The sequence below is a fragment of the Azospirillum sp. UENF 111221 genome (genome assembly GCF_058780625.1).
The window spans coordinates 820,728-847,108 of sequence record NZ_JBSNCH010000003.1 but is presented as its reverse complement, the minus strand read 5'-3'; the positions used below and the strand labels follow the sequence as shown (position 1 = coordinate 847,108).

Sequence of the window (26,381 nt, the reverse complement as noted above, 5' to 3'; positions counted from 1 at the left end):
CACAAAGAGAAAGGGGGCGCCCCTGCGGGCGCCCCCTCCTTTCAGCAGGCTTGGGCTCACGCCCCCTTCATCAACCGAGCCCCATCATCAACCGAGGTTGATGTCGGAGAGCGAGAGGACGGTGCCGTTGTAGACGCCGAGCAGCCGGACCTCGGTGGCGGCCACCTGGCCGTCGCCGTTGGTGTCGACCACCTGGTACAGGCCGGAGCTGGTGCCGTTGTTGGCCAGAACCAGCGTGCTTGCACCAGCCGACGAGTTCGTCAGCGTCCCCAGGGCCGAGCGGAAGCTGGCCAGCGAAGCGTCCGTCAGGCTGCCGCTGACGACCGAGGTCAGGCTCACCAGCTCGTTGGAGCCGATGTTCACGCCGTTGGTCGCAGCAGAGGCCGTCGAGAGCGAGGCATCGCCGTTCTTATCCGCAGCGGTCCGGGCCGTACCGGTCAGCTGCACCTTGTCGGTGCCCGACTGGAAGTTCGAGACCGAGACGAAGCCGGTGTTCGCGCCCAGCGCCGAGATGTCGGTGAAGGACGAGTACACCACCGTGTCGGTGCCGCTGCCCGAAGCCAGGCTCAGGCTGTCGCCCGTGCCGGCCTGGAAGCGGATGCCCGCACCGCCGGTCACCGTGATGGCGTCGGTGCCCGTGCCGCCGATCAGCGTCTCGATGCCCGAGACCGACATCGTCACACCGGTGTTGCCCAGCGTGATCACGTCGTTGCCGGTGCCGCCGGTCAGGGTCTCGATGCCACGCAGCAGGACCGTGTTGCCGCCATCGCCGAGGCTGACGAGGTCGGAACCGGCGCCGCCGACCAGGATCTCGATCCCGCTCTCGGCCCGCATGGTGACGCCCGTGTCGCCCAGGATCACCAGGTCGCTGCCCGCACCACCGATCATGGTGTCGATGCCGCGGGTGATGACGGTGTTGCCCGCCGCACCCAGGGTCACGACATCCGAACCGGTACCGCCGACCAGGAACTCGACGCCCGAGGCCGTCATCGTCACGCCGGCCGAACCGGTGAAGACGATGTCGGTGTTGGCGCCACCGACCAGGGTCTCAACGCCCGTCACGGTGACCGTGTTCGGGGTGTCGCCCAGGGTGATGACGTCGGTGCCCACGCCGCCGATCAGCGTCTCGACCGCACGGGTCAGCAGGGTGCTGCCCGAGGTGCCCAGAGTGATGACGTCGGTGGCAGCGCCGCCGACCAGGATCTCGATGCCCGAACCCAGCGTCATGGTGACGCCGGTGTCGCCCAGGAACACCAGGTCGCTGCCCGCACCGCCCGACAGGGTGTCGATGCCGCGGGTGATGACCGTGTTGCCCGAGGAGCCCAGGGTCACGACATCCGAACCGGTGCCGCCGACCAGGAACTCGACGCCCGAGACCGTCATCGTCACGCCGGCCGAACCGGTGAAGACGACGTCGGTGTTCGCACCGCCGGTCAGGGTCTCGATGCCCGTCACGGTGATGGTGTTCACCGTGTCACCGAGCGTGATGACGTCGGTGCCCACGCCGCCGATCAGCGTCTCGATGCCGCGGGTCAGCAGGGTCGTGCCCGAGGTGCCGATGGTCAGCACGTCGGTGCCAGTGCCGCCGACCAGGATCTCGATGCCCAAGCCCAGGTTCAGCGTGTTGCCGGTGTCGCCCAGGATCACCAGGTCGCTGCCCGCACCGCCGATCAGCGTCTCGATGCCGCGGATGGTGGTGGTGTTGCCGGCCGTGCCCAGGGTCAGGACGTCGGTGCCGGCGCTGCCGATCACGAAGTCCGCACCCGAGACGGTGAGGGTCGAACCAGCCGTGCTGGTGAAGATCACCTCCAGGCCCGTGCCGCCGATCACCGTTTCGATGCCGCTCACCAGCAGCGTGCCGCCGGCCGAGCCGATGGTTACGATGTCGGTGCCCACGCCACCGGTCAGGGTCTCCAGACCCGAAACCAGCAGGGTGTTGCCCGCCGTGCCCAGCGTGACGATGTCGGAGGCGAGGCCACCGATCAGCGTCTCGATGCCGCCGACGATCAGCGAGTTGGCGGTGTTGCCGAGCGTGATGACGTCGGTACCCAGACCGCCGGTCAGCGTCTCGATGCCGCGTAGCAGCACCGTGTTGCCAGCCGTGCCCAGCGTGACCACGTCGACGCCCGTGCCGCCGACCAGGATTTCCAGGCCAGCCGCCAGCAGCGTCGAACCGCCCGAACCCAGGAACACGAGGTCGGAACCCGTGCCGCCGGTCAGCGTGTCGATCGCGTTGACCACCAGGGTGTTACCCACGGTGCCCAGCGTGATGATGTCGGTGCCCACGCTACCGGTCAGGGTCTCCAGACCCGAAACCAGCAAGGTGTTGCCCGCCGTGCTCAGCTGGATCAGGTCGAGGCCTGCGCCGCCGGCCAGGGTCTCGATGCCCGAAACCAGCATGGTGGTGCCGGTGTCGCCGATGGTGACGACGTCGGTGCCGACGGAGCCGGTCAGGGTCTCCAGGCCACGCAGGAGCAGGGTGTTGCCCGTGGTGCCCAGCGTGACGACGTCGGTGTTGGTGCCGCCGACCAGGATCTCGATGCCCGAAGCCAGCATCGTGTTGCCGGACGAGCCCAGGAAGATCACGTCGGTGCCAAGACCGCCGGTGACCGTCTCCAGCAGGTTGGCGAGCAGCGTGCTGCCGGCCGTGCCGATGGTGATCAGGTCGGTGGCGGTGGAACCGGTGATGGTTTCCAGAGCCGAGACCAGCAGGGTGTTGCCCGCCGTGCCCAGCGACACGACGTCGGCGCCCGAGCCGCCGTTCAGCGTCTCGATCAGCGTCACCGCGAGGGTGTTGCCGGCCGAGCCGAGGGTGACGACGTCGGAGAGCGAGCTACCGGTCAGGGTCTCAAGACCCGAAACCAGCAGGGTGCCGCCCGTGGTGCCGATCGTGATGGCATCGGAGGCGGTGCCGCCGATGATCGTCTCGAACAGCGAAACTGTCGCGGTGTTGGCCGTGTTGCCCAGCGTCAGGACGTCGGTGCCCACGCCGCCGGTCAGCGTCTCGATGCCGCGCAGCAGGACCGTGTTGCCGGCCGTGCCCAGCGTGACAACGTCGGTGCCGACGCCGCCGATCAGGATGTCGATGCCCGACACCGAGACCGTCGAACCGCCCGAGCCCAGGAACACAAGTTCCGAACCCGTGCCGCCGGTGATCGTCTCAAGACCGTTGACAAGCAGGGTCGTCCCGGCCGAGCCCAGGGTGACGACGTCGGTGCCGACACCGCCGGTCAGGGTCTCCAGCAGGCCGACCAGAACCAGGGTGTTGCCGGCCGTGCCCAGGCTGATGACGTCGATGCCGGTGCCGCCGGACAGCGTCTCGACATTCGACATCAGCATGGTGGTGCCGGTGTCGCCGATGGTGACGACGTCGGTGCCGGCCCCGCCGATCAGCGTCTCCAGCCCGCGCAGGGTGATGGTGTTGCCGATGGACGACAGCGTCACGATGTCGACCAGGGTGTTCGCGGTGTCGATGTTCGACCCGGCGACCAGCGTCTCGATGCCGGACACCAGCAGGGTGCTGCCGGTCAGGCCGATGAACACCAGATCGGTGCCGGCCCCGCCGGTCAGGGTCTCCAGACCGGTCGCCAGCATCGTGCTGCCGGCCGAACCGAGGGTGACGACATCGGTGCCGACGCCGCCGGTCAGCGTCTCCAGCAGCGACACCAGGATGGTGTTGCCGGCGGTGCCCAGGGCGATGGCGTCGGTGCCGACCTGACCGGTCAGCGTCTCGATGCCGGACACCAGCGTGGTGTTGCCGAGGACCGAGGCGAGGGTGATGACATCGGTGCCCACGCCACCGGTCAGGGTCTCCAGACCCGAAACCAGCAGGGTGTTGCCGGCCGTGCCCAAGGTGATGGCATCGGTGGCGGTGCCGCCGATGATCGTCTCGAACAGCGAAACCGTGGCGGTGTTGCCCGTGTTGCCCAGCGTCAGGATGTCGGTGCCCACGCCGCCGGTCAGCGTCTCGATGCCGCGCAGCAGCACCGTGTTGCCGGCCGTGCCCAGTGTGACGACATCGGTGCCGACGCCGCCGATCAGGATGTCGATCCCGGACGCCAGAAGCGTGTTGCCGGCGGAGCCGAGATAGATCAGTTCCGAACCCGTGCCGCCGACGATGGTTTCCAGCGCATTGGCAAGCAGGGTCGTTCCGGCCGAGCCCAGGGTGACGACGTCGGTGCCGACGCCGCCGGTCAGGGTCTCGAGCAGGCCGACCAGCACCAGGGTGTTGCCGGCCGTGCCCAGGCTGATGACGTCGATGCCGGTGCCGCCGGACAGCGTCTCGACATTCGACATCAGCATGGTGGTGCCGGTGTCGCCGATGGTGACGACATCGGTGCCGGCCCCGCCGATCAGCGTCTCCAGCCCGCGCAGCAGGATGGTGTTGCCGGTGGACGACAGCGTCACGATGTCGACCAGGGTGTTCGCGGTGTCGATGTTCGACCCGGCGACCAGCGTCTCGATGCCGGACACCAGCAGGGTGCTGCCGGTCAGGCCGATGAACACCAGATCGGTGCCGGCGCCGCCGGTCAGGGTCTCAAGCCCGGTCGCCAGCATCGTGCTGCCGGCCGAACCGAGGGTGACGACGTCGGTGCCGACGCTGCCGGTCAGCGTCTCCAGCGCCGACACCAGGATGGTGTTGCCGGCGGTTCCCAGAGTGACGAAGTCGGTGGCCGTGCTGCCGATAAGCGTTTCGACGGCCGCGACCAGAATGGTGTTGCCGTTCGGGCAAAGGGTGATGACATCGGTGCCGACACCGCCGGTCAGCGACTCCACGGCGCACACCGCCAGCGTGCTGCCGGCCGTGCCGATGTTGATGACGTCCACGCCGGTGCCGCCGCCCACCGTTTCGAACAGCGAAACCGTGACAGTGTTGCCTGTGTTGCCCAGCGTCAGGACGTCGGTGCCGACACCGCCGGTCAGCGTCTCGATGCCGCGCAGCAGCACCGTGTTGCCGGCCGTGCCCAGCGTGACGACATCGGTGCCGACACCACCGATCAGGATGTCGATCCCGGATGCCAGCAGCGTGTTGCCGCCCGAGCCGAGATAGATCAGTTCCGAACCCGTGCCGCCGGTGATCGTCTCAAGACCGTTGACAAGCAGGGTCGTCCCGGCCGAGCCCAGGGTGACGACGTCGGTGCCGACGCCGCCGGTCAGGGTCTCGAGCAGGCCGACCAGCACCAGGGTGTTGCCGGCCGTGCCCAGGCTGATGACGTCGATGCCGGTGCCGCCGGACAGCGTCTCGACATTCGACATCAGCATGGTGGTGCCGGTGTCGCCGATGGTGACGACATCGGTGCCGGCCCCGCCGATCAGCGTCTCCAGCCCGCGCAGGAGGATGGTGTTGCCGGCGGTACCCAGAGTGACGATGTCGACCAGGGTGTTCGCGGTGTCGATGTTCGATCCGGCGACCAGCGTCTCGATGCCGGACACCAGCAGGGTGCTGCCGGTCAGGCCGATGAACACCAGATCGGTGCCGGCGCCGCCGGTCAGGGTCTCAAGCCCGGTCGCCAGCATCGTGCTGCCAGCCGAACCGAGGGTGACGACATCGGTGCCGACACTGCCGGTCAGCGTCTCCAGCGCCGACACCAGGATGGTGTTGCCGGCGGTGCCCAGAGTGACGGCGTCGGTGGCCGTGCTGCCGATCAGCGTTTCGACAGCCGCGATCAGAATGGTGTTGCCGTTCGGGCAGAGGGTGATGACATCGGTGCCAAGGCCGCCGGTCAGCGACTCCACGGCGCACACCGCCAGCGTGCTGCCGGCCGTGCCGATGTTGACGATGTCAAGGCCGGCGCCGCCGCTCACCGTTTCGAACAGCGAGACCGTGACCGTCCCACCGCCGCTGCCCAGCGTCAGAACATCGACGCCGATGCTGCCGGTCAGAGTCTCGATCCCGAGCATCTGAACGGTGTTGCCGCCCGTATTGGCCAGCGTCACCACGTCGTTGGCGGTGCTGCCGATCACAATATCGATGCTCGTCAGCGTGACGGTGCTGCCGGTGGTCGCCAGATAGACCATGTCGGTGCCGACACCGCCGATCAGCGTCTCGATGCCGGTCATCGCCAGCGTGCTGCCGGCGGAGCCGATGGTGACGACATCGGTGCCGATACCGCCGACCAGCGTCTCGATGCCGCTGACCAGCATGGTCGAACCGGCCGTGCCGATGGAGACGATGTCGGTGCCGATGCCACCGATCAGCGTCTCGATTCCACTGACCTGGAAGGTCGAACCGGTAGAGCCGATGGTGACGACATCGGTGCCGACCCCGCCGGTCAGCGTTTCCAGACCCGCGACCACCAAGGTGTTGCCGGTGCTGCCCAGGCTGATCGCATCGATGCCCACGCCGCCTGTCAGCGTCTCGAACAGCGAAACCGTCACGGTGGCGCCACCGGTGCCGACCGCCAGCACGTCGTTGCCGACGTCGCCGATCAGCGTCTCGATGCCGGCCAGCGTCACCGTATTGCCGCCCGTATTGGCCAGCGTCACCACGTCGATGCCGGCCCCGCCGATCAGGCTGTCGATCGCCGAAGCCACCAGCGTGTTGCCGGTAGCGGCCAGTGTGACGACTTCGATGCCGGAGCCGCCGATCAGCGTCTCGATGCCGCCGACAACCAGGGTCGAACCGGCCGAGCCGATGGTGACGACATCGGTGCCGGCCCCGCCGGTCAACGTTTCCAGACCCGCAACCACCAAGGTGTTGCCGGCGCTGCCGAAGTTGATCGCGTCGTTGCCCGCGCTGCCGACCAGGGTTTCCAACAGCGAAACCTGCAGCGTCGTGCCGAGAGTTCCGCCCAGCGTGATGATGTCGGTCCCGACGCTGCCGATCACCGTCTCCAGCAGCGAGACCTGGATGGACGAACCGGTCCCGTCCAGCGTGACGACGTCGTTGCCGGCGCCGCCGACCAGCGTTTCCAGCAGCGAGACCTGCAGCGTCGCGCCGAGCGTCCCGCCCAGCGTGACGATGTCGATGCCCGCGCCGCCGGTCAGCGTCTCGATGCCGTTCACCAGCAGGGTCGTGCCGTTCGAGCAGAGGGTGACGACGTCGTTGCCGGCACCGCCGGTCAGCGTCTCCACGGCGCACACGAACACGGTGTTGCCCAGATCGCCAAGGCCGACCACGTCGATGCCGATGCCGCCGCTCACCGTTTCAAACAGCGAGACCGTCACCGTGCCGCCGCCGGTTCCCAGCGTCAGCACGTCGGTGCCGATGCTGCCGGTCAGCGTCTCGATGCCGGCAAGCGAAACCGTGTTGCCGGCCGTGTTGGCCAACGTCACCACGTCGTTGCCCGCGCCGCCGATCAGCGTATCGATGGCGGAAACCAGCAGCGTGTTGCCGCCTGCGTCCAAGGTGACGATTTCGGTGCCGACGCCGCCGATCAGCGTCTCGATGCCGCTCACCAGAAGGGTTGCACCGGCCGTGCCGATGGTGATGGCATCGCTGCCGGCGCCGCCGGTCAGCGTCTCGATGCCGCTGACCAGCATGGTCGAACCGGCCGCGCCCAGGTTGACCACGTCGTTGCCGTCGCCGCCGACCAGAAGTCTCCAGCAGCGAAACCTGCAGTGTCGCGCCGAGCGTGCCCCCCAGCGTGACCACGTCGCTGCCGCCGCCGCCGGTCAGCGTCTCGATGCCGTTGACCAGCATTGTCGAACCGGCCGCGCCCAGGTTGACCACGTCGTTGCCGGCGCCGCCGACCAGGGTCTCCAGCAGCGAAACCTGCAGCGTCGCGCCGAGCGTGCCCCCCAGCGTGACCACGTCGCGACCGGTGCCGCCGGTCAGCGTCTCGATGCTGCTCACCAGCATGGTGTTGCCGACGTTGCCCAGGGTGACCGCATCGGTGCCGCTGTTGCCAGTCAGCGTTTCGAGCCCCGTGACCGCCAGCGTGTTGCCGCCCGCCCCGGCCAGGATGATGACATCGCTGCCGGTACCGCCGAATATCGTTTCGATCCCGCTGACCGTCGTCGTGTTGCCGGTAGCGGACAGCGTGATCACGTCGTTGGCAGCGCTACCGGTCAGCGTCTCGATTCTCGCGACCGCCAGCGTGTTGCCGCTCGTCCCGGCCAGGATGATGACATCGCTATCGGTGCCGCCGAACAGCGTTTCGATCCCGCTGACCGTCGTCGTGTTGTCGACATCGGTCAGCGTGATCACGTCTGTGCCGGCGCCACCAGTCAGCGTCTCGACGTTGCTGACCAGCATGGTGTTGCCGGCGGTGCCCAGGCTGACCAGGTCATTGCCCACGCCGCCGACCAGGGTCTCCAGAAGCGAGACCTGCAGCGTGCTGCCGAGCGTGCCGATCAAGGTGGCGACGTCGCGGCCGGCTCCGCCCGTCAGCGTCTCGACGTCCATCACCCGCAGGGTGTTGCCGCCCGCGCCCAGTTTGACGACATCGGTACCGATGCTGCCGAGCAGCGTGTCGAGCAGCGAAATCTGCAGGGTGCTGCCGAGCGTGCCCGCCAGCGTGATCGAGATCCTGGTTGGCGCCGCTGCCAACGAGGGTCTCGAGCCCCGAGACCGCCATCGTGGTGCCGTTGAAGTCCACCGTGATGACGTCGGTGCCGGCGCCGCCGGTCAGCGTCTCGAGATCGATCACCAGCATCGTGTTACCGGCCGAACCCAGGCTGATCACATCGCTGCTGTTGCTGCCGGTCAGCGTTTCGATCGCGCCGACCTGCGTGGTGATGCCGGTCGGCATCACGCTGATGACGTCTTGGCCGGCACCGCCTGTCAGCGTCTCGAGCGCGCCGATCATCAGGGTGATGCCCTGGGAATTCACCGTAGCGAAATCGGTCCCGGCGCTACCGATCAGAGTTTCCAGCAAGGAGATCGATACAGTATTCCCGTTGGAACCGAAAGTAATTACGTCGACGCTACCACTACCAATGATCGTAGAATACTGACCAACGGTCTGCGTCGATCCATACATATCATTTGGATTATTCAGGTCAAGTGTGCCGGCCACGTCGATCTCCTTGCAATTCGCGCGAAGCGAAAACCAGTTAACTTTCTGGTAACATTCAATTCACGAAAAGGACCTGCCTTTTAGGCACGCCGAACCTTCCCGCTCCGCCATATCAAAAGATCAGTGTCGTTATCAACGAACCAATTGTATCAGGTTTAAACAACGATATTTCACGAGACTGAAATTCGTGCAATGCTGTGACAACGTATGAAAAAGCGGCCGGCTTGAGATGTTTTAGGTCTTGGCCCGTTGCCATTTCTTTCGCGGCTTCGGGGCGGGGATCGGGCAGGCCGGGGAATTGGGACGGTGTCGGCGGAGCAATCCGTCCTCAGCCGTCTCCATGCAGCACGCTTCCCATCGCGTAGCCGATCTGGTGATACAGACCCGCGACGGCGCGGATGCTCTCGCCTTCCAGCGCCTCGACATCCAGCGTGGCCAGCTTGGCCAGATTCAGCATGAAGTCGGCCTGCGGAACGTCCACGCCCATGCGGTCCACCGTCTTGCGGTTGGACACGCCCTGGAAGAACATGCGCCGCATGAGCCAGCTCCGGTTCAGCCGGTCGGGATGGATATGGTGCAGCACGAAGGCGCTTGGCACGTAATAGGCGCTGGCTCCCTCCCGCCGCATGTCCTGGAAGATGATGCCTTCGTTGGACATCAGTCCGCCGCCCTTGCGCCCCATGTCGGTCGGGAATTGCCGGCCGGCCATCAGAGCCTTGCGGAAGGCGCAGTTCCCTTCACCGAACCATTCCGGCAGCTGGAGAAAGCGTGGCTGGGTGTCCCAACCCCAACGGCATGAGAAGAATTGCAGCAGGTCGTCGCTCAGCCAGTCGGGACGAGGCTGGTCGCCGAAATCCGGCTCGACCTCTCCAGCGACGATATCCACCGCGTCGCCGAAGCGGATAAAGGGTTCGACCATCTGCCCAAGCCAGCCGTCGCAGGCCGTTTCGTCATCGTCGATGAAGACGATCAGCGGCGACACCGCCTCCGCCACCCCCCGGTTGCGGGCAAAGGCGACCCCGCTGCGCTCTTCCAGCAAATAGCGCAGCGGGGTGCGCCGCAAGGTGAAGAAGGGTTGCCAGCGTTCCACGACCGGGCGGGCTTCGCAGCCGGTTGAATTGTCGACCACCAGAATTTCGTGGAAACCGTCCGGGAGCTGCTGATCCAGCAGGCTGGCCAGACAGGCATCCAGCAGCTCGGGACGCCGATAGGTGCAGATGACGATGCTCGCCGCGAAGGCGGGCAGTGCCGGGCCGCCCGCGGCCGGCGATGGGCCCGATTGGGCCGGTTCGGGTTCTAACACTGGAGTCATCCCTTGAATGAGCAGTTGTCGGGGCCGAAGCGCCGGCTGCCGCCACTGCCGTGGCCCGACGAGCGGAACTGGAAAACCGCCGCGTCAATGGTCGGCATGGACGATCTTCACCGCCGGGAGCCCCCAGCAGGTGATCCCCATGTCTTTCGCCATCGCTGCCAGCCCTTCCGTCTCGATGTAGCCCCGATGGCTGTAGGGCGGGAAGCAAAGCCCCTCCCGATGAAGGTCGGCCCGCACCAGCAGCGCCGTGCCGCCGACACCGTCCAGCGCCACGGCGTCCTTGTCCGGGAAGGAGTCGAGGTAGCGGCGCCCGATGCCTCTCGGCGGCTGGAACAGGCCGTCGATCAGATGCTCCGGCCGTTCGCCGTCCGGTTCCAGGGCAAAGCTGTTGAGGTCGAAGGTGGTGCCGTTCGGCAGGACGCAATGCGGCGTCGCGATGTCCCGCCCCGCCGCCAGCAGACGCCCCAGGAAATCGGGCGGATAGTGAATCAGGTCCGCATCCAGCCACAACACCCAGTCCTCGTCGGCAAGGGCGGCCTGCAGGAGGCGGTTTCGCGAACGCGCGAGGATCTCGCGGCGGGTACGCTGCACCGCCGGCAGCCAGCGCGGTCCCTCCGGATGGAACCCGTAATCCTGGCGCAGCAGTGTCACGCGGCGGTAGCGGTCGCGCAGGGCCGGCAAACGTTCGGCCAGCCACGCATGGGTCCCATCCACGCTGTCGCTTTCCAGGAAACCGAGAGACAGGCAGCCGGGGTCATGGTCGAGCTGGTCGAGCAGCTGCATATAGCGCGGCAGATGGCTGCGCGCATCCTTGACCGGTGTCAACACCAGGACCTTGGCGGTCCGGAACGCCCCTGTGGACCCTATGGGGGCCGCGGGAGCGTGTCCCGTCCGATCCGATGGGGGAGGGGGCTGGGAGGCAGGGCCCGGCCCGGATATCTCCGCGGCTTGTCGCCGGACTGCGTCGATCGGCAGCCGTTTGGCCATCTCCCGCAGGACCAACTCGTAGCGGTCGCCGGTGAAACGGCTGGTGGCGACTTGCCAATGCTCGTCGAAATGGTCGGTGGCGAAGGTGTTGGCGCCATGCACGACGTAGGTGTAGAGCCGGGGCATGTCCAGGCGGACGACGCGCACGGTCTGCCGGAGCTGGTCGACGAGCGGGGTGTCCTCGCCGCGCCGCAGATGCGGATAGCGGGGCATCACCGCCTTCTCGCACAGCAGCGATCCTTCCCAGTATCTTTCGCAGGAAACCGCGAGCTTCTGCCGGCCCGGCCACCAGATCATCCAACGCCCGAGCAGGCAGGCATGGGCACCGGTCCGGGCGAGGGCCATGTGCTGGACCTCAAGCCGCATCGGGTCGTAGAGATCGTCGTCGTCCCATTGACAGACGTAGCGGCCCTTTGCGCTGTCGACCGCGATGTTGCGCAGCTCCCCGAGCGCCCGGCCCGGCCCGTCGACCCGGACAAGGCGGATATCCGTCCTGCCGGCGGCCCGGATCATGGCGTCCAGCGCGTCCAGCGGAGCGTCCGGCCCATCTCCATCGCGGGTGGCTGCGTCGCAGACGATGACGAGTTCCTTGTTCTGCCAGCTCTGCCGCGCGAAGCTGTCGATCGCCAGGGCCAGCATGCCCGTCCGTCCGCCATCCCCGCCCTTGGTGACCATGAGGCATGAGATGAGCGGCGGACCGCCCGCATCTTCCGCGGTCGCCGCGGAGCCGGCCGGCGGGGCGGCAGAACCGTTCGACACCACCGCCGTGACCCGATCCGGCAATTTCGGCTTGCGTTCGGCATCGCCGCGGAACCAGGTGCCTTCCCAATAGTGGATGGCGTAGGCGTTTCGCGTCGCCTGCTCCCAGAAGACGAGATCGAACAGCCTGCCGCTCCAGCAATCGTCCTTGGTGACCGGATAGAGCTGGCTCGGCGGCAGCACCGTCACAGCGGCCGCAGCCTCCGTCCCGCCCGGATGGGCGGCTTCGTAGGACGCATGGGCGCGTGTCAGCAGGAACGGGCCGGTCGCGTCGAGCACATCCGCGCAGTGGCGCGCTTCGACCAGCCGGTCAATCAGATGATCCCAGAACGGGTGACCGGGAACGGATGCGAGAAAGGACGGACAGAGGATGCGGGAGAGCCCGCGTTCGACTGCCTTCGTCAAGCCGTCATGTTCCTCCGGCTCCAGCCCGACGACGAAGCTCCGACCGTCCAGCAGCCCGCCGATCGGGCGAAGGCATTCAAAATCGAGATCGGCATACACCCCGCCGAACCGGCGCAGAATCAGATAGCGTGCCAGATCGACCCGCGCGATCGGATCGGCATAGCCGCGGAAGACCGGGAGCAGCGCCGGATGCTCGGCCTCAACGAAACGCTCGATGTCATCGTCGGTCCAGAACCGATAGGCGAAGCCTGGATTGTGGTCGATCCAGCTTCGTTGAAGGGCCAGGAACTCGCTCGGAATCTCCTGGCTCTTCCATGTCTGGTGGATCACAGACGGGATGACGAGGTCCAAGTCGCTCATGTCCTTCCAGATATCGTCAAGGCGGAGCAGAAGGAAAAATCACATCGATGGAGTCTGATGAAAGGGCTCAAGACGGATTCCAAAAATATTAAACTTGCCTAACGGGCGTCAAGGATTGCGCAGATATTTTAAGTGACAATTTGTATTTCAATCCTAATAATCCAGAAGTCAAAGGTTTCCAGCAACTCCACTCTGGATGTTCTTTCTCAAAATTCAATTCCGCTTTTTGCGGTTTATGGCGGTGCCTTATAGGTATTTCTAGGATGTCATAGCCATATATTATATTGAGTCTGTAGGGAAAGCGTTTTGTGATGGCTCTCCCTCGGCTTGAACGGAGCGGAATGACATGTCGCTGGATGGCGCAGCAGCGGGGCGAAAAGCTATAATATTGTTCTATAATAGCTTTTTCGGTTCCTATCCGGACTGGGCCAGCTTCCCCTGCTCTTCGGAGTATCGTTTCACCAACAACCGGGAGCTCCTGGGCGACGCGGATGCTGTCGTCTTCCATCTGCCGCAATGGAACGAGATTGGGACGGTCCCCAAGCGCCGCGGTCAAATCTGGGTGGCATGGTCGATGGAAAGCCGTGGGCATACGCCTGTTCGGAACGATCCTGCGATCATGCGCTTTTTCGATGTCCAGATGACCTTCGAGCGCTCGGCCGACGTCTGGTGCTCCTACCTGCCCAAGCGGGAAGAGTGGGAGGCGGCAGTGTCGAAGCCGATCCCCTTCAAGACCGGAACCGCCGAGGCTGTGATGTTCCAGTCCGCGCCGAGTGACCTGAGTGGCCGCAATGCCTATGCTGCGGAATTTATGAAGTATATGTCTGTGGATTCATTTGGTAATTTCCTCAGAAACAAACATCTATCTGTCGAAGACAGAGGATTTTCTACAAAAATGGATGTGGTATCCAGATACAAATTCAGCATATCTTTTGAAAATACTATAGAAAATGATTATGTGACCGAAAAGTTTTTTCAGCCTCTCCTCTGTGGGTCTGTTCCGATTTATATGGGAGCTCCCAACATCGATGAATTCTCTCCAGGAGATCATTGCTATATCGATGTAAGGAAATTCTCAGGCCCGAAGGCGCTCGCGGCTTATCTCACCGATCTGGCGAGAGACGAGGCCGAATATTCCCGCTATTTCGAATGGAGGAGAAAGCCGTTGCGGCCTTCCTTCCTGAGGTTGCTTGAGGACGGTGAAACGGAAGCGTTCTGCCGATTGGGACAATTGGTCGCACAGCGCCTCCGACGGGATGGGCCCGCATGATGGCAGTCCGTTCCGCTCTTCCGCTTTGCAGAGGTCATCATTGATGTTGTCCCCGGACCTGCAATCGATCCTTGGAGACGTGTCTCCGGGCGCCGGAGAGCCCGAGAAGCTGCCCGTGTTCTGGTCGAAGGGGATCAGCCGGTTCTGCGACGTCAGCGGCCCCGACTGGTATTGGAGGGCAGATACGGAATCCGTCCAGAATGAGGATTTCTTCAGCCGTCATTACGGGAATGCACAAGGGATCGTCTGGATCCGGCTGGGCACAAAGGCACGCGACGGTCTGCCTTGCGATCTGGATCACTTCGCAAATTCGGTCCTTTCCACGATCAACTCGCCATTCGTCCTTGTGACGACGGATGGCGACGCGACGGTTCCTTTCGATCTCAAGCCGGAAACGGTCAAAAGCCTCCTGTCCTGTCCCTGGTTGAAGGCCTGGTATACCCAGAACCACGACGGAACGCAGTCCCCCCGGATACGACCGGTTCCAATCGGGCTCGATCTCCATACCCCCGGCCCCTCGGCATCCGCGGCTGGTCTTTTCCGTGACATCGTCGCTCTGCGAGCCGCCCGCGCACCGGCTAGGACGCAACCTCTCAAGGTGTTGTGCGATTTCAACCCGAACACGCCGGAGCGGCTGGATGCGTACCGCAGCCTGTCGCACTGCCCGAATGTTCTTGGCCTGAAGACGCGGGTGCCCCAAATCGACCTGTGGAGGCATTACACGAGATTTCCGTTCGTGCTGAGCGCGAAAGGAAACGGGATCGATTGCCACAGAACCTGGGAGGCTCTTTACCTGGGGGCAATCGTCATCACGCTGTCGTCCTCGATAAATCCTCTGTTCGAACTCATTGCCGGTGGTCGTTGTGGACCGCTGGGACGAGGTGCGCGAGCAGGGAAATCTGGAGCGATGGCTCGACCAATACGGCGACGCAACGGCCGGGGAGTGGGTGTGGCGTCAACTTCATCCACAGCGATATATCGAAATCATGCGTGCCGCATTGAGCGGTCCGGTTTCGCCGGACCGCCCCTGAATCCGGCAACTCGCCGTCAGGAAAACCGGGGTCGATTTCATGTGGCGTCATGTCCGATGTTTCGGATGGAAGAAGGACTGAGGGCGCAGAGGGGCTTCGTTGAATAGGCCGAAAGCCTGGATGACCATTCCGGTCGGTACGGTGAGGCCGCGGGCGACGCCGCTGCCCTTGAGGACGCCACCCCGCCGGTCCGGATCCGGGTCGCGGTGACTGCCGCCGGCCTGGAGCCTGCAATTCTGCATCCGGATCGCGCCGAGGACCTGGGCTCCATCGCCGATGTGGTTGTCGAGTGCGAGCGAACCGGCGCCGAGCAGTCGGACGCGGCTGCCGATCTCGATCAGGCCGTCGGTGTGATCGGCCTTGATGGTGAAGCCACCCTCTTCGCCGATTTCGGTGTCGGCACCGATTGTCACACGCGCGCCGACAGCGACGATGCGCGTGCCGGGAAAGAGCCGGGTGCCGCTGCCGACCGTCACCTCGCCTCCCTCCGTCGCCTGGATGATCGTGCCGGGCCAGAGCGTGACGCCGGCCGCCAGGGTGACGCCCGGCGAGACCAGGGTCGAAAACGGATCGAGCGCCAGAACGCCGTCGCCGGCGAGCGCTGCCACCGCCTCGACCGACAGGAAGCCAGCGCATCCGCGGGCCCGGTTGGTGGCGGCGACGAGGGGGTCACTCAAGGTCGCCGGCCTCCGGGAGCCTTCGGTTAACAGTGTTTCGCCGATTTCCCATAACGGTGACATCCGCCATTCATCCGGCCCTTGTATGAACAATTGGAAACAATGGTGCCGGCAAACAATGCGGCATGCGCAAATATGGAGAAGCAGAAGGAAGACGGGAAGTTGCCTTTGCCCCTCCTCGCCATTGATACCAGCCTTTCCCTGATGTGCCAAAGCTTTTGGGCGGCGCGGTATCGTCAGAGAAAACAAGAACACAAGTTCACTCGGAGGATTCTTCTCATGGTTGGTGCGGTTGCCAAGATGAAGTCTGTCGGTGTCGGCATCGGCGCACTGGTTGCGCTTGCCGCGATCCCGGCTTATGCGCAGGGAAGCGTCACCGTCATGTGCGGTGTGCAGGAGGAATGGTGCAAGGCCATGGTCGTCGCCTTCGAGAAGAAGACCGGCATCAGCGTCGCCATGACCCGCAAGAGCGCCGGCGAGGCTCTGGCCCAGATCCGTGCCGAGGCGGCCAATCCGAAAATCGACATCTGGTGGGGCAGCTCGGGCGACCCGCATCTCCAGGCGGCCGAGGAAGGCCTGAGCGTTGCTTACGAGAGCGGGCAGATGAAGGACCTGCAATCCTGGGCGGAGAGCCAGTACAAGCAGTCGCAGGGACGCAGCGTCGGCATCTATGCCGGTGCGCTCGGTTTCGTCTACAACACCGAGATGCTTGCCAAGCGGGGCATCCAGCCGCCGAAATGCTGGGCCGACCTGCTGCGTCCGGAATTCAAGGGCGAGATCCAGATGCCCAACCCCAATTCGTCAGGGGGAGCCTATACCGCGGTGGCGACCCTGGTGCAGATCTTCGGGGAGGATGCCGGCTTCGACTATCTGAAGAAGCTGAACGAGAGCATCAACCAATACACCAAGTCCGGTGCCGCACCCGCAGCGGCGGTGGCGCGGGGCGAGACGCTGGTCGGCATCTCCTGGGTCAACGACAGCGTGATCCAGAAAGTGAACAAATTCCCGGTGGAAATTTCCACTCCTTGCGAGGGGACCGGCTATGAGATCGGCTCGATGAGCATCCTCAAGGGCGCCAAAAATCTTGAGGCTGCCAAGAAGTTTTACGACTTCGCCCTAACGCCGGAAGCACAGGACTACGGTGCCACCAACTTCCAGATGACGCCGTCCAACAAGCAGTCTGTGCTGCCGCCCGACGCGCCGAAATTCGAGGATGTCCGGCTGATCGACTATAATTTCCAGAAATACGGCATGGCCGAGGAGCGCAAGCGGCTGCTGGGCCGCTGGGATTCCGAGATCAAGTCCGCCGCCAACTGAGCAGGCGGCCCGGCTTCGATGAGCCCGTTTCCCCCATGCCGGGGGAGGCGGGCTTTTCCCGTAATCGGGATTTCGTTCGGCGTCAGGCCTGTCCCGGCAGGGCCGAAGTCTCCACCCGGCCGCGGGCCGCGGGCGGGGCGCCAGCCAGGACGTTCCGGATCTGGGCAGCGAGCAGGGGCTTCTGGTAGGGTTTTTGGATGAAGTGGATGTCGAGCGGCAGGCTGGCGCTTTCCACCAGGAAGTCCCGCGCATAGCCGGAGCAGAAGAGGATCTGGAGCGTCGGTTGCCGGACCTTGGCGATGGCGACCAGGGCGGGGCCGTTCATGCCGCCCGTCAGGATGACGTCGGTGAACAGGAGATCGAAAGCCGCCCCTTCCAACAGGACCAGCGCCTCTTCCGCCGAGGCCGCCGGTACCGCCCGGTAGCCCAGCGCCGTCAGCATGTCGACGGTGGTCGTGCGGACGGCGGGATCGTCCTCCACCACCAGGATGCGCTCGGGGCCGCCTTCGACCGGGCCGAGGTCGCGCGGCAGGACCAGTGTTTCCGGCAGCATTCGGGCGCGCGGGAAGGCCATCGCCACCAGCGTGCCGACGCCGGCCTCGCTCTGGATGTCGACCTTGCCGCCCGACTGACGGACGAAGCCGTAGACCATCGACAGGCCGAGCCCGCTGCCCCGGCCGAAGCGCTTGGTGGTGAAGAAGGGCTCGAAGACGCGCGACAGCACGGCGGGCGGCATGCCGCTGCCGTCGTCGCGGACAGACAAGACGATGGCGTCGCTTCCATCCTGTCCGGAATCCTGCGTGGCGGCTTCCGTGGCGATGACGATGGTGCCGCCGTCGGGCAGGGCGTCGCGGGCATTGACGACGAGATTGAGCAGCGCGTTCTCCAACTGGCCGGGATCGACCAGGGCGGGCGGCAGCCCCGGCGTCAGCGCCGTCTTCAGGACGATGCCGCCGCCCAGACCATAAGCCAGGAGGTCGAGCATGCCCTCCACCAGTTCGTTCAGGTCGACGGCCTGCGGCTGCAACGCCTGCTGCCGCGAGAAGGCCAGCAGCCGCTGGATCGTCGTGGCGCCGCGCTCTGCGGCGTCGAGCGCCCGCAGCGCCTTGCCGCGCACCGGATCCTGCTCCGGCAACTCGTCGTGGATCATCTGCAGATTGCCCATGATCGCGGCGAGCAGGTTGTTGAAGTCGTGGGCGATGCCGCCGGTCAACTGGCCGACCGCCTCCATCTTCAGGGCGTGGCGCAGTTGCTTCTCGATGTCCTTGCGCTCGGTCAGGTCGGAATAGGTGGTGATGAAGCCGCCGGACGGCATCGGGCTGCTGTGCAGCTCCACCACCCGTCCGTCGGGGAAGTGATGCTCGCAGCGGACCGCCTGTTCCGTGCGCAGCCGGGTCAGCGCGTCGAGATCGACGCTGCTGCCGTCGAGCATGCGGATACCGACCCCGCGCCGCAGCAGGCTGCGTTGCAGTTCCGCCAGCTCGCGGCCGGCGACCTCGGCCGGGGTGAAGCCGTTGAGGTCGAGGAAGCGCGGATTCCAGGTGACCAGCCGGCCCTTCTCGTCGAACACCGACAGCCCGTCGTTCATGTTGACGAAAACGGCTTCCAGCATCCGCGAGTTTTCGCCGAGCTTGCGGGCCAGCGCGTCGCGCTCCGCGACATTCTCCTTGAAGACGCTGAAGGCGCGTGCAAGGTCGCCGATCTCGTCCGGCCGGCCGGTGGCGGGAACGCTGACCAGCCTGTCGCCGCCTGCCAGCGCCGACATCGCCCGCGTCACCGCGCGCAGGTTGCCGGCAACGTCGCGCATGACATAGACCGCCGCGGCGATGGCGGCGAGCGCGCACAGGGCGCCCAGTGCGAGGATGCTGGCCTTGCCCGAGGACAGGGCGGAGAAGGTCGCGTCGCCCCGGCTGCGCGCGGCCGTCTGCATCGTGCTGGTGACGCTCTCGACCTCGCGGTTCAACTGGACCGACAGGGTGTTGGCGGCGGCGACCAGGAAGCGGCTGCGCTGCTCGATGCCGAGCTGGCGCGTGCGGATGTCGAAGACGGCCGCTTGGCTGTCCAGCACGGTCAGAAGCTGGTCGAGCGAAGGGGCCATGATCGCCAGCGCCGGGGCGGTGGTGTCGATTGCCCGCAGGCTCTGCCGGTCGGCGTCGAAGCCGGCGTACCAGCGGACGAGGTCGGGCGGGCTGGTGGTCGTCAGGGCGGCGGAGACGGCGTCGCGCGTGCGGTCGGCCAGCCGCAGGACCGAGAAGGGCAAGGGCGGCGTACCGGTTCCCTCGAGGCCGGGAAAGCCGGGATGCTCGAAGGTCCTGGCTGCAGCCCCGGCCAACGTCTCGCCGAGGATGCGCTGGCGTTCCAGCCCGAGCCGGATCGCCGACGCCTCCGCCCGCACCGCGATGAACTCGCCGGTGACGTCCATCAGGTTGCGCAGCGTGCCGTCGAGCCGGCCGGCGAGCCGGACCAGCGACGGCACGTCGGACGGGACATGCAGCGAGGCGCGTTCCAGCCCCGGCAGCCGGTTGACCAGCCCGGTCAAGTCGGCGAGCTTGAGTTCGAGCTGGCTGCGCTCCTCGTCCAGGCTGGGCGTCGCTTCGATGGCGGCGATGAAGGGGGCGCGGGCGGCGAGGCCGGTGCTCAGCTCCGCCATCCGCATTGCCAGCGCGATGTTGCCCAACCCCTCGCGCTGGAGAGAGAGCAGGGCGCGTTCCGTTTCCCCCAGCCCGAACCAGCCGACCCCGCCGACCGCTGTCGTCAGGACCACCATGGCTCCGAAGGCGGCGAGCAGCCGACCGCGAACACTAACGGGGGACAGCATGCGTCTGACCATCGGGTTGGAGGCTAGCGCCGGCCGCCCCACCGACGCCAGCGGTAAAAGCGGCGGCCGGCGCAAGACGGGGCGGTAGGAGACGGGGTGGAAGGCGTCAGCGCGCGACGGCAGCGATGCCGTCGCCGGTGAAGGTCGCGAGCGCGCTCGCTCCCGCCGGCACTGGGCTGGCGACGTTCGGATCGACCACGAACAGGTCGCCGAACTCGCTGACCAGCCCATACTCCATGTGCGAGCCGAGATATGTGGCCTTGCGGACCGTCACCGGGATGCCGTCGCCATTTTCTCCACCGCTCCCGCCGGCCGATACGGTCCGCAGGCGGATCGCGTTGGGCCGGACAGCCAGCAGCACCTCGCCGGCCGGCAGTCCGGGATCGGGAACCGACAGCGTCAGAGCCCCGAGCGCCACCGTAGCCATGCCGCCGCTGCGGCCCACCAGTTCGCCGTCGATCAGGTTGGCGCCGCCGATGAAGTCGGCGACGAAGCGGTTCTTCGGCCGGCGGTACAGCTCGTCCGGCGTGCCGGTCTGGGCGATCACCGACTTGTTCATCACGATGATCCGGTCGGAGACGGCCAGCGCCTCCTCCTGGTCGTGGGTGACGTAGACGGAGGTCAGGCCGAGCTTCTGCTGAAGCTCGCGGATGTCGTCGCGCATCTTGCGGCGCAGCTTGGCGTCGAGGTTGGACAGCGGCTCGTCGAACAGCAGAACCTCCGGCTCCAGCACCAGGGCGCGGGCGACGGCGACGCGCTGCTGCTGCCCGCCGGACAGCTCGCTCGGCAGGCGCTGGCCGTAGCCGCCAAGCCCGACCAGTTCCAGCCCCTCGGCCGCCTTGGCTGCGGCGTCGCGTTTGCGCACGCCGCTGACCACCAGCCCGTAGGCGACGTTGTCGGCCACACTCATGTGCGGGAACAGCGCGTAGGACTGGAACACCATGGTGACGTTGCGGTCGGTCGCCGACAGCCGAGTGACGTCCTTGCCGCCGATCAGGATGGTCCCGCTGCTCGCCATCTCCAGCCCGGCGATCATGCGGAGCGTGGTGGTCTTGCCGCAGCCGGACGGCCCCAGCAGGGTGACGAGGGTGCCCGATTCGATGGTGAAGCTGACGTTGTCCACCGCCGCCGTGTTGCCGTAGCGGCGGCTGACGTTGCGGAATTCGACGCCCGCGGGCTTGCTGGCGATGCTCATACCGGCTTCTCCTGAAGCGTGACGGGGGTGGCGGTGCGGCGGCCGATGCGGCGTTCGCCGACAAGCAGCTGGATGAGGGCGATGACGACCGACATCAGCACGATCAGGGCCGAGCTGTAGGCGATGGCGAGGCCGAAATCGCCCTGCTCGACGCGGCCGACGATGTAGGCGGTGGCCAGCTCGTATTTCGGGCTGACCAGGAAGATCACCGCGCTGATCGAGGTGATGGCCCGGACGAAGCTGTAGACCAGCGAGGCGACGATGGCCGGGCGCAGCAGCGGCAGGATCACCCGGCGGATCGTCTGAACGCTGCCGGCCCCCAGCGTCAGGGAGCATTCGTCGAGGCTGCGGTCGATCTGCGACATGGCGGCGACGCCGGCCCGGATGCTGACCGGCATGTTCCGGAAGACGAAGCAGACGATCAGGATGGTGACGGTGCCGGTCAGCTCGATCGGCGGCTGGTTGAAGGCGAGGATGTAGCTGATGCCGATCACCGTGCCGGGGATGGCGAAGCTCAGCATGGTCAGGAACTCGAAGGCGCCCTGGCCTTTGAAGCGCTGGCGCACCAGCAGATAGGCGGTCAGCAGGCCGACGGCGGCGGTCAGCGGCGCCGACAGGGCGGCGACCTCGATGGTCGTGAACAGCGAGCCCCAGGCGCGGCCGGACCAGATCAGCCCGCCCGGCCCCCAGCTGAGGTCGAAGGCGGCCAGATAATGGCGCAGGGTCAGGCTGTTGTTGCGGCCCCAGTTCTCGGTGAAGCCGCCGAACAGGATCAGGCCGTAGAGCACGAAGGTGAAGGCGGCCCAGGGCAGGGCGGTGGCATAGGCGGCGATCTTGATGCCGCGCGGAAGCTGCGACGGGATGCCGTTGTCGCCCTTGCCGCCGACCGTCGCGTAGGACTTCTTGCCGAGCCATTGCCGCTGCACCCAGAAGGCGCCGAGGCACATGCAGAGCAGGATGATGCCGAGTGCTGCGGCACGGCCGGGATCGTTCTGGGCGCCGACGACCGCGAAATAGATCTTGGTTGACAGCACCTCGAAATTGCCGCCGAGGATCAGCGGGTTGCCGAAGTCGGCCAGGCTCTCGATGAAGCTGATCAGGAAGGCGTTGGCGACGCCCGGACGCATCAGCGGCCAGGTGACGGTGCGGAAGGTGACCCAGCGGCTGGCCCGCAGGGTCTGCGCGGCTTCCTCCAGCGAAGGGCCGATGCCCTGGACGACGCCGATCATCACCAGGAAGGAGATCGGCGTGAATGCCAGCGTCTGGGTCAGCAGGACGCCGGGAAGCCCATAGATCCAGCGCGAGACCGGGATGCCGAACCAGTCGGCCAGCGCCAGGGTGACGGTGCCGTTGCGCCCGAACAGCAGGATCACGGCAAGGCTTATGACGAAGGGCGGCGTGATGATCGGCAGCACGGTCAGAACGCGCAGCAGCTTCTTGGCGCGGAAGCCGGTGCGCACCGCCACCAGGGCGAAGGCCAGCCCGAGCAGGGTCGTCGCGATGCCGGTCATCACCGCCAGGAAGACGCTGTTCCACACCACCCCGCAGGCTTTCGCTTCGGTCAGGCAGGACAGGCGCCAGATGTCGGGAGCGGCGAGGCGTGACCACAGCGCCGCGGCCGAGAAGGCGCCGCTGCCGGTGTCGCCAGCCCCGCTCAGGACATAGCCGACCGGCAGGAAAACGAAGGCGGCGATGGCGGCCAGCACCAGACCGATGGCCCCCGCCGTGAAGCGGTCGCCCTTCATGAAGCCCAGACCGGCGAAGCCGTTGGTCATCAGGAACAGGAAGGACAGCGCGGTCAGTGCCGCGCCAGCGCCGAAGCCGCCCTGACCCAGCGGCAGCGGGCCGAACAGGGCGCCGAGCCAACCCCAAGCCCAGCCGTTGAGCCCGATGGCGAAGCCCTGTGCGGCGACCCAGGCCAGCCCGAAGGCTCCGCTCGCCAGCAGGATCGCCGGTTGCCGGGCGTGAAGGCGGGGCAAGGCGGTGGCGACGAGCGCCAGGATCAGCGGCAGGGCGGCGGGCAGGAGCCACCAGCGCCCGTTGGTCAGTCCGTCGATCAGGGCGGAGCCGGCCGGGCCTGGAGACGGTGGTGCAAGTGCGGGTTGGGTGCCGCTGCCGGCGAACCAGGGCAGCAGGGCGAAGCCCACCCACCCCAGCGCCAGCCAGACTGCTGAACGAGGACGCATCACGTCACCTGCGAATTTTTGCGGTCCGGGTATGACCGCCCCTTCCCTCCCCCGTGACGGGGGAGGGGGACGACGGATGTCCCGATCGGAGGAAAGGCGCGGAGGCGGTTAGGCTGTAACCGCCATTCGGCAACCGTTACTTGGCGACGGCCTTGATTTCGGCGTCCCAGCGCGACAGCAGGCGCTTGCGCTCTTCGGCGGTGCCGAATTTCTGGAAATTGTAGTCGATCATGCGGATCGCCTCCAGCTTCGGCGCTTCGGGCGGGATCGCCGCCTTGCGGTTGGACGGCATCTGGAATTGCTTGGTCTCGGCGCCGGTGGCCTGACCTTCCGGCGACAGGGCGAACTCGTAGAAGGCCTTGGCGGTGTCGAGGTTCTTCGTGCCCTTGATGATGCTGACCGAGCCGATCTCGTAGCCGGTGCCCTCGCAGGGGGCGGCGACATCGACCGGGAAACCGTTCACCTTCTGGTTGATGCCGTCATGCATGAAGATGATGCCGACCAGAGTTTCGCTGCGCGCGACGGCCGCCGCCGGGGCGCTGCCCGACTTGGTGTACTGGTTGACGTTGTCGTTCAGCTTCTTCAGGTAATCGAACGCCCCGTCCTCTCCCAGAACCTGGACCAGGGTGGCCAGCGCGGTGTAGGCGGTGCCCGACGCGTTGGGGTTCGCGATCTGGATCTCTTCCTTGAATTCCGGACGCAGCAGGTCGGCCCAGCATTTCGGCGCGCTGATCTTGCGCTTGGCCAGAAGCTCGGTGTTGTAGACGAAGCCGAGCGCACCGGCATAGATGCCGACGCTGCGCCCCTGCGACTGCTTGTACTGGCTCTGTGCCCAGGGTTGGAGGTCCGCGAACTGCGGGCTCTCGTAGGCCAGCGTCAGCCCTTCCTCGGCCGCCTGCAGATGCGGGTCGCCGGGGCCGCCCCACCAGACATCGGTCTTCGGGTTGGCGGACTCGGCGCGGATCTGCGCCAGCGCCTCGCCGGCGCTCTTGCGGCTCATGGCGACGGCGGTGCCGGTCTTCTTCTCGAAGGCGACCGCAATCGCCTTGCACCATTCCTCCTGCACGCCGCAGAGAACGGTGAGGGGGCCTTGCGCCTTGGCCGGGGTCGCCGTCAGGGCGATCACGGAGCCGGCCGCCAGGATGCCGAGGCCGACCGACTTGATCCAGTTGCCAGCGGATGTCACGGAACACTCCTCCCTTGGAGTTCGGGTTGATTTTTGACGATCGCACATTTGTTCGCTTCGCCAGCGTAAGCGGCCAGGGTGAACGGCGAATGTCACGCTTCAAGGGAGTGGCTGTAACTTTGTTAACAGAGGCCGGTTTCGGTGGAACCGGCGGTCAGTGGCCGAACGCCTCGATGTCGCAGTCGAAGACATATCCCAGCCCGCGCTCGGTGCGGATCAGCCAGGGCTGCTGCGGGTTGCGTTCGATCTTGCGGCGCAGGCGCAGGATCAGCACGTCGATGGTCCGGTCGAAGACGTCGTCCCGGTCATGGTGGGTCAGGTCGAGGATCTGGTTGCGGCTGAGCACCCGGCCATGGGCGCGGACCAGCGCCACCAGCAGATCGAACTCTGCCACCGTTAGCGGCACCGGCTTGCCGGCCGGGTCGAACAGCCGCCGCCCGTCCTCATCCAGGGTGAAGCCGGCGAAGCGGTAGCCGCGCTTGCAGGGGGCGGGGACGGGAACGCTCTCGCGGGCTGTGCGGCGCAGGACAGCCTTAACGCGCGCGATGAACTCGCGGTTGTTGAACGGCTTCACGATGTAGTCGTCGGCGCCGACCTCCAGCCCCATGATGCGGTCGATGTCGTCGCCGCGGCCGGTCAGCATGATGATCGGGATATCCATCGTGCCCCGCACCTGGGCGGCGATGGAGATGCCGTCGCGGTCGGGCAGCCGCAGGTCGAGCACGATCAGGTCGAGCCGTCCGGCGCCGAGCACCGTCATCAGCGTCGCCGCGTCGGGGCAGCGGACCGTCTCGTACCCTTCCCCGGCGAGCAGGTCGGCGACCATCTGGAGGACATCAGGATCGTCGTCGACGATCCCGATCGTCAGACGCCTGCCGCCATTCGGTGACGTGTTCGATGACATCCTGCCCGCCCGCTGATGAGGGCGCAGGATCGCATTCCTTTCCGCCGGGATCAACCGGTCTGGCCGGGATTTCCAACCGGTCCCGCAGCCTGGCCTGTTCCATTGAGCGCGTGATAGCTGCGGATCACCTGGCTGTCGTCCATCGCCCCCTCTCCGCGGCCGGAGGTGGCGAGGAACATCTGGTGGGCGACGGCAGCCAGCGGCAAGGCCGCCTTGGTGTCGCGGCCGGCCTCCAGCACGATGCCGAGATCCTTGACGAAGATGTCGACGGCGCTGGTAATGCCGGGATCGGCCTGAAGCATGCGCGGGCCGCGGTCCTTCAGCATCCAGCTGGACGCCGCGGAGCCGCCCATGATCTCCAGCAGGATGTCGAGATCGACGCCGACCTTGGCGGCGAGCGCGAAGGCTTCGGCGACCACGGCGATGTGGACGCCGCACAGCAGCTGGTTGACGGTCTTCACCGTGGCGCCCTGGCCCGGCCGCTCGCCGACATGGAAGACCTTGTCCCCCATCGCCGCCAGCACCGGGCGCAGCCGCTCCACCACCGCGGCCGGTGCCGCCGCCATGATCGACAGGGTGCCGGCGACCGCGCCCACCACGCCGCCGGACACCGGCGCGTCGACGAAGCGGCGTCCCGCCGCCTCCACCCGCGCCGCCAGGGCAGCGACCGCTCCCGGCGGGCAGGTCGCCATCAGGACCACCGCCGATCCGTCCGGCAAGGCCTCCAGCGCGCCGTCGGCGAACAGCGCCTGCTCGGCCTGGGCGGCATTCACCACCATCAGCACCAGCGCATCGGCACCGGCCGCTGCCGCCGCGGCGCTGGCCGCCGGCCGGGCGCCGCGCGACGCCAGGGCGGCGACACTGTCGGCGCGGACATCGAAGCCCTGCACGGCGAAGCCCTTGGCCAGCAAATTGTTCGCCATGGGCATTCCCATGGATCCGAGGCCGATGAATCCGACGGTCGTCATTGTCCGGTTTCCTTGGATACGGAGACTGTGAAGGAGGGAGAGGCCG

The 26,381-nt window shown here is 66.3% G+C and carries 14 protein-coding genes; 4 read left to right on the top strand and 10 right to left on the bottom strand.

The window, feature by feature from the left end:
• Positions 1-87 precede the first annotated feature (87 nt).
• On the bottom strand, positions 88-7,512 hold the full coding sequence (locus tag ACWPN3_RS11945; RefSeq protein ID WP_492261414.1) for a beta strand repeat-containing protein: 7,425 nt from the start codon (positions 7,510-7,512) through the stop codon (positions 88-90).
• 1,008 nt (positions 7,513-8,520) lie between these two features.
• On the opposite strand from ACWPN3_RS11945, the gene ACWPN3_RS11940 reads away from it, so the two are divergent.
• A complete protein-coding gene (locus ACWPN3_RS11940) occupies positions 8,521-8,898 on the top strand; it encodes a hypothetical protein (RefSeq protein ID WP_492261413.1) in 378 nt (125 codons plus the stop codon).
• Between the two features lie 390 nt (positions 8,899-9,288).
• On the opposite strand, the gene ACWPN3_RS11935 is transcribed toward ACWPN3_RS11940, so the two are convergent.
• Both ACWPN3_RS11935 and ACWPN3_RS11930 read right to left on the bottom strand, forming a co-directional pair.
• Complete coding sequence (locus ACWPN3_RS11935; RefSeq protein WP_247872872.1) at positions 9,289-10,263, bottom strand: glycosyltransferase family A protein; 975 nt, start codon at positions 10,261-10,263, stop codon at positions 9,289-9,291.
• 93 nt (positions 10,264-10,356) lie between these two features.
• Positions 10,357-12,783, bottom strand: a complete 2,427-nt coding sequence (locus ACWPN3_RS11930; RefSeq protein ID WP_492261412.1) for a glycosyltransferase — start codon at positions 12,781-12,783, stop codon at positions 10,357-10,359.
• Positions 12,784-13,129: 346 nt separating this feature from the next.
• On the opposite strand from ACWPN3_RS11930, the gene ACWPN3_RS11925 reads away from it, so the two are divergent.
• Both ACWPN3_RS11925 and ACWPN3_RS11920 read left to right on the top strand, forming a co-directional pair.
• Positions 13,130-14,053 (top strand): glycosyltransferase family 10 fucosyltransferase, encoded by a 924-nt coding sequence (locus tag ACWPN3_RS11925; RefSeq protein WP_492242953.1) that lies wholly within the window; start codon positions 13,130-13,132, stop codon positions 14,051-14,053.
• A gap of 43 nt (positions 14,054-14,096) precedes the next feature.
• Positions 14,097-15,191: a hypothetical protein gene (locus tag ACWPN3_RS11920; protein WP_492261411.1), complete on the top strand. Its 1,095-nt coding sequence runs from the start codon at positions 14,097-14,099 to the stop codon at positions 15,189-15,191.
• Here ACWPN3_RS11920 and ACWPN3_RS11915 read toward each other — a convergent pair.
• The gene (locus ACWPN3_RS11915; protein ID WP_492261410.1) at positions 15,132-15,824 is read right to left on the bottom strand and encodes an LbetaH domain-containing protein; all 693 of its coding nucleotides are present in this window, start codon (positions 15,822-15,824) and stop codon (positions 15,132-15,134) included. The genes ACWPN3_RS11920 and ACWPN3_RS11915 overlap by 60 nt on opposite strands.
• 72 nt (positions 15,825-15,896) lie before the next feature.
• Here ACWPN3_RS11915 and ACWPN3_RS11910 point away from each other — a divergent pair, with 72 nt between their 5' ends.
• Positions 15,897-17,078 carry an ABC transporter substrate-binding protein gene (locus ACWPN3_RS11910; RefSeq protein ID WP_492261409.1) on the top strand — a complete coding sequence of 394 codons (1,182 nt, stop codon included), beginning with the start codon at positions 15,897-15,899 and terminating at the stop codon, positions 17,076-17,078.
• 82 nt (positions 17,079-17,160) lie between these two features.
• Here ACWPN3_RS11910 and ACWPN3_RS11905 read toward each other — a convergent pair whose 3' ends face one another.
• The 6 genes from ACWPN3_RS11905 to ACWPN3_RS11880 all read right to left on the bottom strand — a co-directional run bounded on the left by ACWPN3_RS11905 (position 17,161) and on the right by ACWPN3_RS11880 (position 26,335).
• A complete protein-coding gene (locus ACWPN3_RS11905) occupies positions 17,161-19,896 on the bottom strand; it encodes a PAS-domain containing protein (RefSeq protein WP_492261408.1) in 2,736 nt (911 codons plus the stop codon).
• 106 nt (positions 19,897-20,002) lie between these two features.
• The gene (locus ACWPN3_RS11900; protein ID WP_492242949.1) at positions 20,003-21,091 is read right to left on the bottom strand and encodes an ABC transporter ATP-binding protein; all 1,089 of its coding nucleotides are present in this window, start codon (positions 21,089-21,091) and stop codon (positions 20,003-20,005) included.
• Positions 21,088-23,277, bottom strand: coding sequence for an ABC transporter permease (locus ACWPN3_RS11895; protein WP_492242948.1), 2,190 nt, complete (start codon positions 23,275-23,277; stop codon positions 21,088-21,090). The genes ACWPN3_RS11900 and ACWPN3_RS11895 overlap by 4 nt, the downstream gene beginning before the upstream one ends.
• Positions 23,278-23,413: 136 nt before the next feature.
• Positions 23,414-24,463: an ABC transporter substrate-binding protein gene (locus ACWPN3_RS11890; protein WP_247872870.1), complete on the bottom strand. Its 1,050-nt coding sequence runs from the start codon at positions 24,461-24,463 to the stop codon at positions 23,414-23,416.
• Positions 24,464-24,617: 154 nt separating this feature from the next.
• Positions 24,618-25,367, bottom strand: coding sequence for a response regulator (locus ACWPN3_RS11885; RefSeq protein WP_109096770.1), 750 nt, complete (start codon positions 25,365-25,367; stop codon positions 24,618-24,620).
• A 50-nt stretch (positions 25,368-25,417) separates the two neighbouring features.
• Entirely contained in the window at positions 25,418-26,335 is a 918-nt protein-coding gene (locus ACWPN3_RS11880; protein WP_492242947.1) for an NAD(P)-dependent oxidoreductase, read from the bottom strand.
• Between the last annotated feature and the right edge of the window lie 46 nt (positions 26,336-26,381).

Bases quoted from the DNA above. Each gene is read 5' to 3' on its own strand.
- ACWPN3_RS11930 (WP_492261412.1), bottom strand. From the start codon at position 12,783: ATGAGCGACTTGGACCTCGTCATCCCGTCTGTGATCCACCAGACATGG.
- ACWPN3_RS11925 (WP_492242953.1), top strand. From the start codon at position 13,130: ATGTCGCTGGATGGCGCAGCAGCGGGGCGAAAAGCTATAATATTGTTC.
- ACWPN3_RS11920 (WP_492261411.1), top strand. From the start codon at position 14,097: ATGTTGTCCCCGGACCTGCAATCGATCCTTGGAGACGTGTCTCCGGGC.
- ACWPN3_RS11915 (WP_492261410.1), bottom strand. From the start codon at position 15,824: ATGTCACCGTTATGGGAAATCGGCGAAACACTGTTAACCGAAGGCTCC.
- ACWPN3_RS11910 (WP_492261409.1), top strand. From the start codon at position 15,897: ATGGAGAAGCAGAAGGAAGACGGGAAGTTGCCTTTGCCCCTCCTCGCC.
- ACWPN3_RS11905 (WP_492261408.1), bottom strand. From the start codon at position 19,896: ATGCTGTCCCCCGTTAGTGTTCGCGGTCGGCTGCTCGCCGCCTTCGGA.
- ACWPN3_RS11900 (WP_492242949.1), bottom strand. From the start codon at position 21,091: ATGAGCATCGCCAGCAAGCCCGCGGGCGTCGAATTCCGCAACGTCAGC.
- ACWPN3_RS11895 (WP_492242948.1), bottom strand. From the start codon at position 23,277: ATGCGTCCTCGTTCAGCAGTCTGGCTGGCGCTGGGGTGGGTGGGCTTC.
- ACWPN3_RS11885 (WP_109096770.1), bottom strand. From the start codon at position 25,367: ATGTCATCGAACACGTCACCGAATGGCGGCAGGCGTCTGACGATCGGG.
- ACWPN3_RS11880 (WP_492242947.1), bottom strand. From the start codon at position 26,335: ATGACGACCGTCGGATTCATCGGCCTCGGATCCATGGGAATGCCCATG.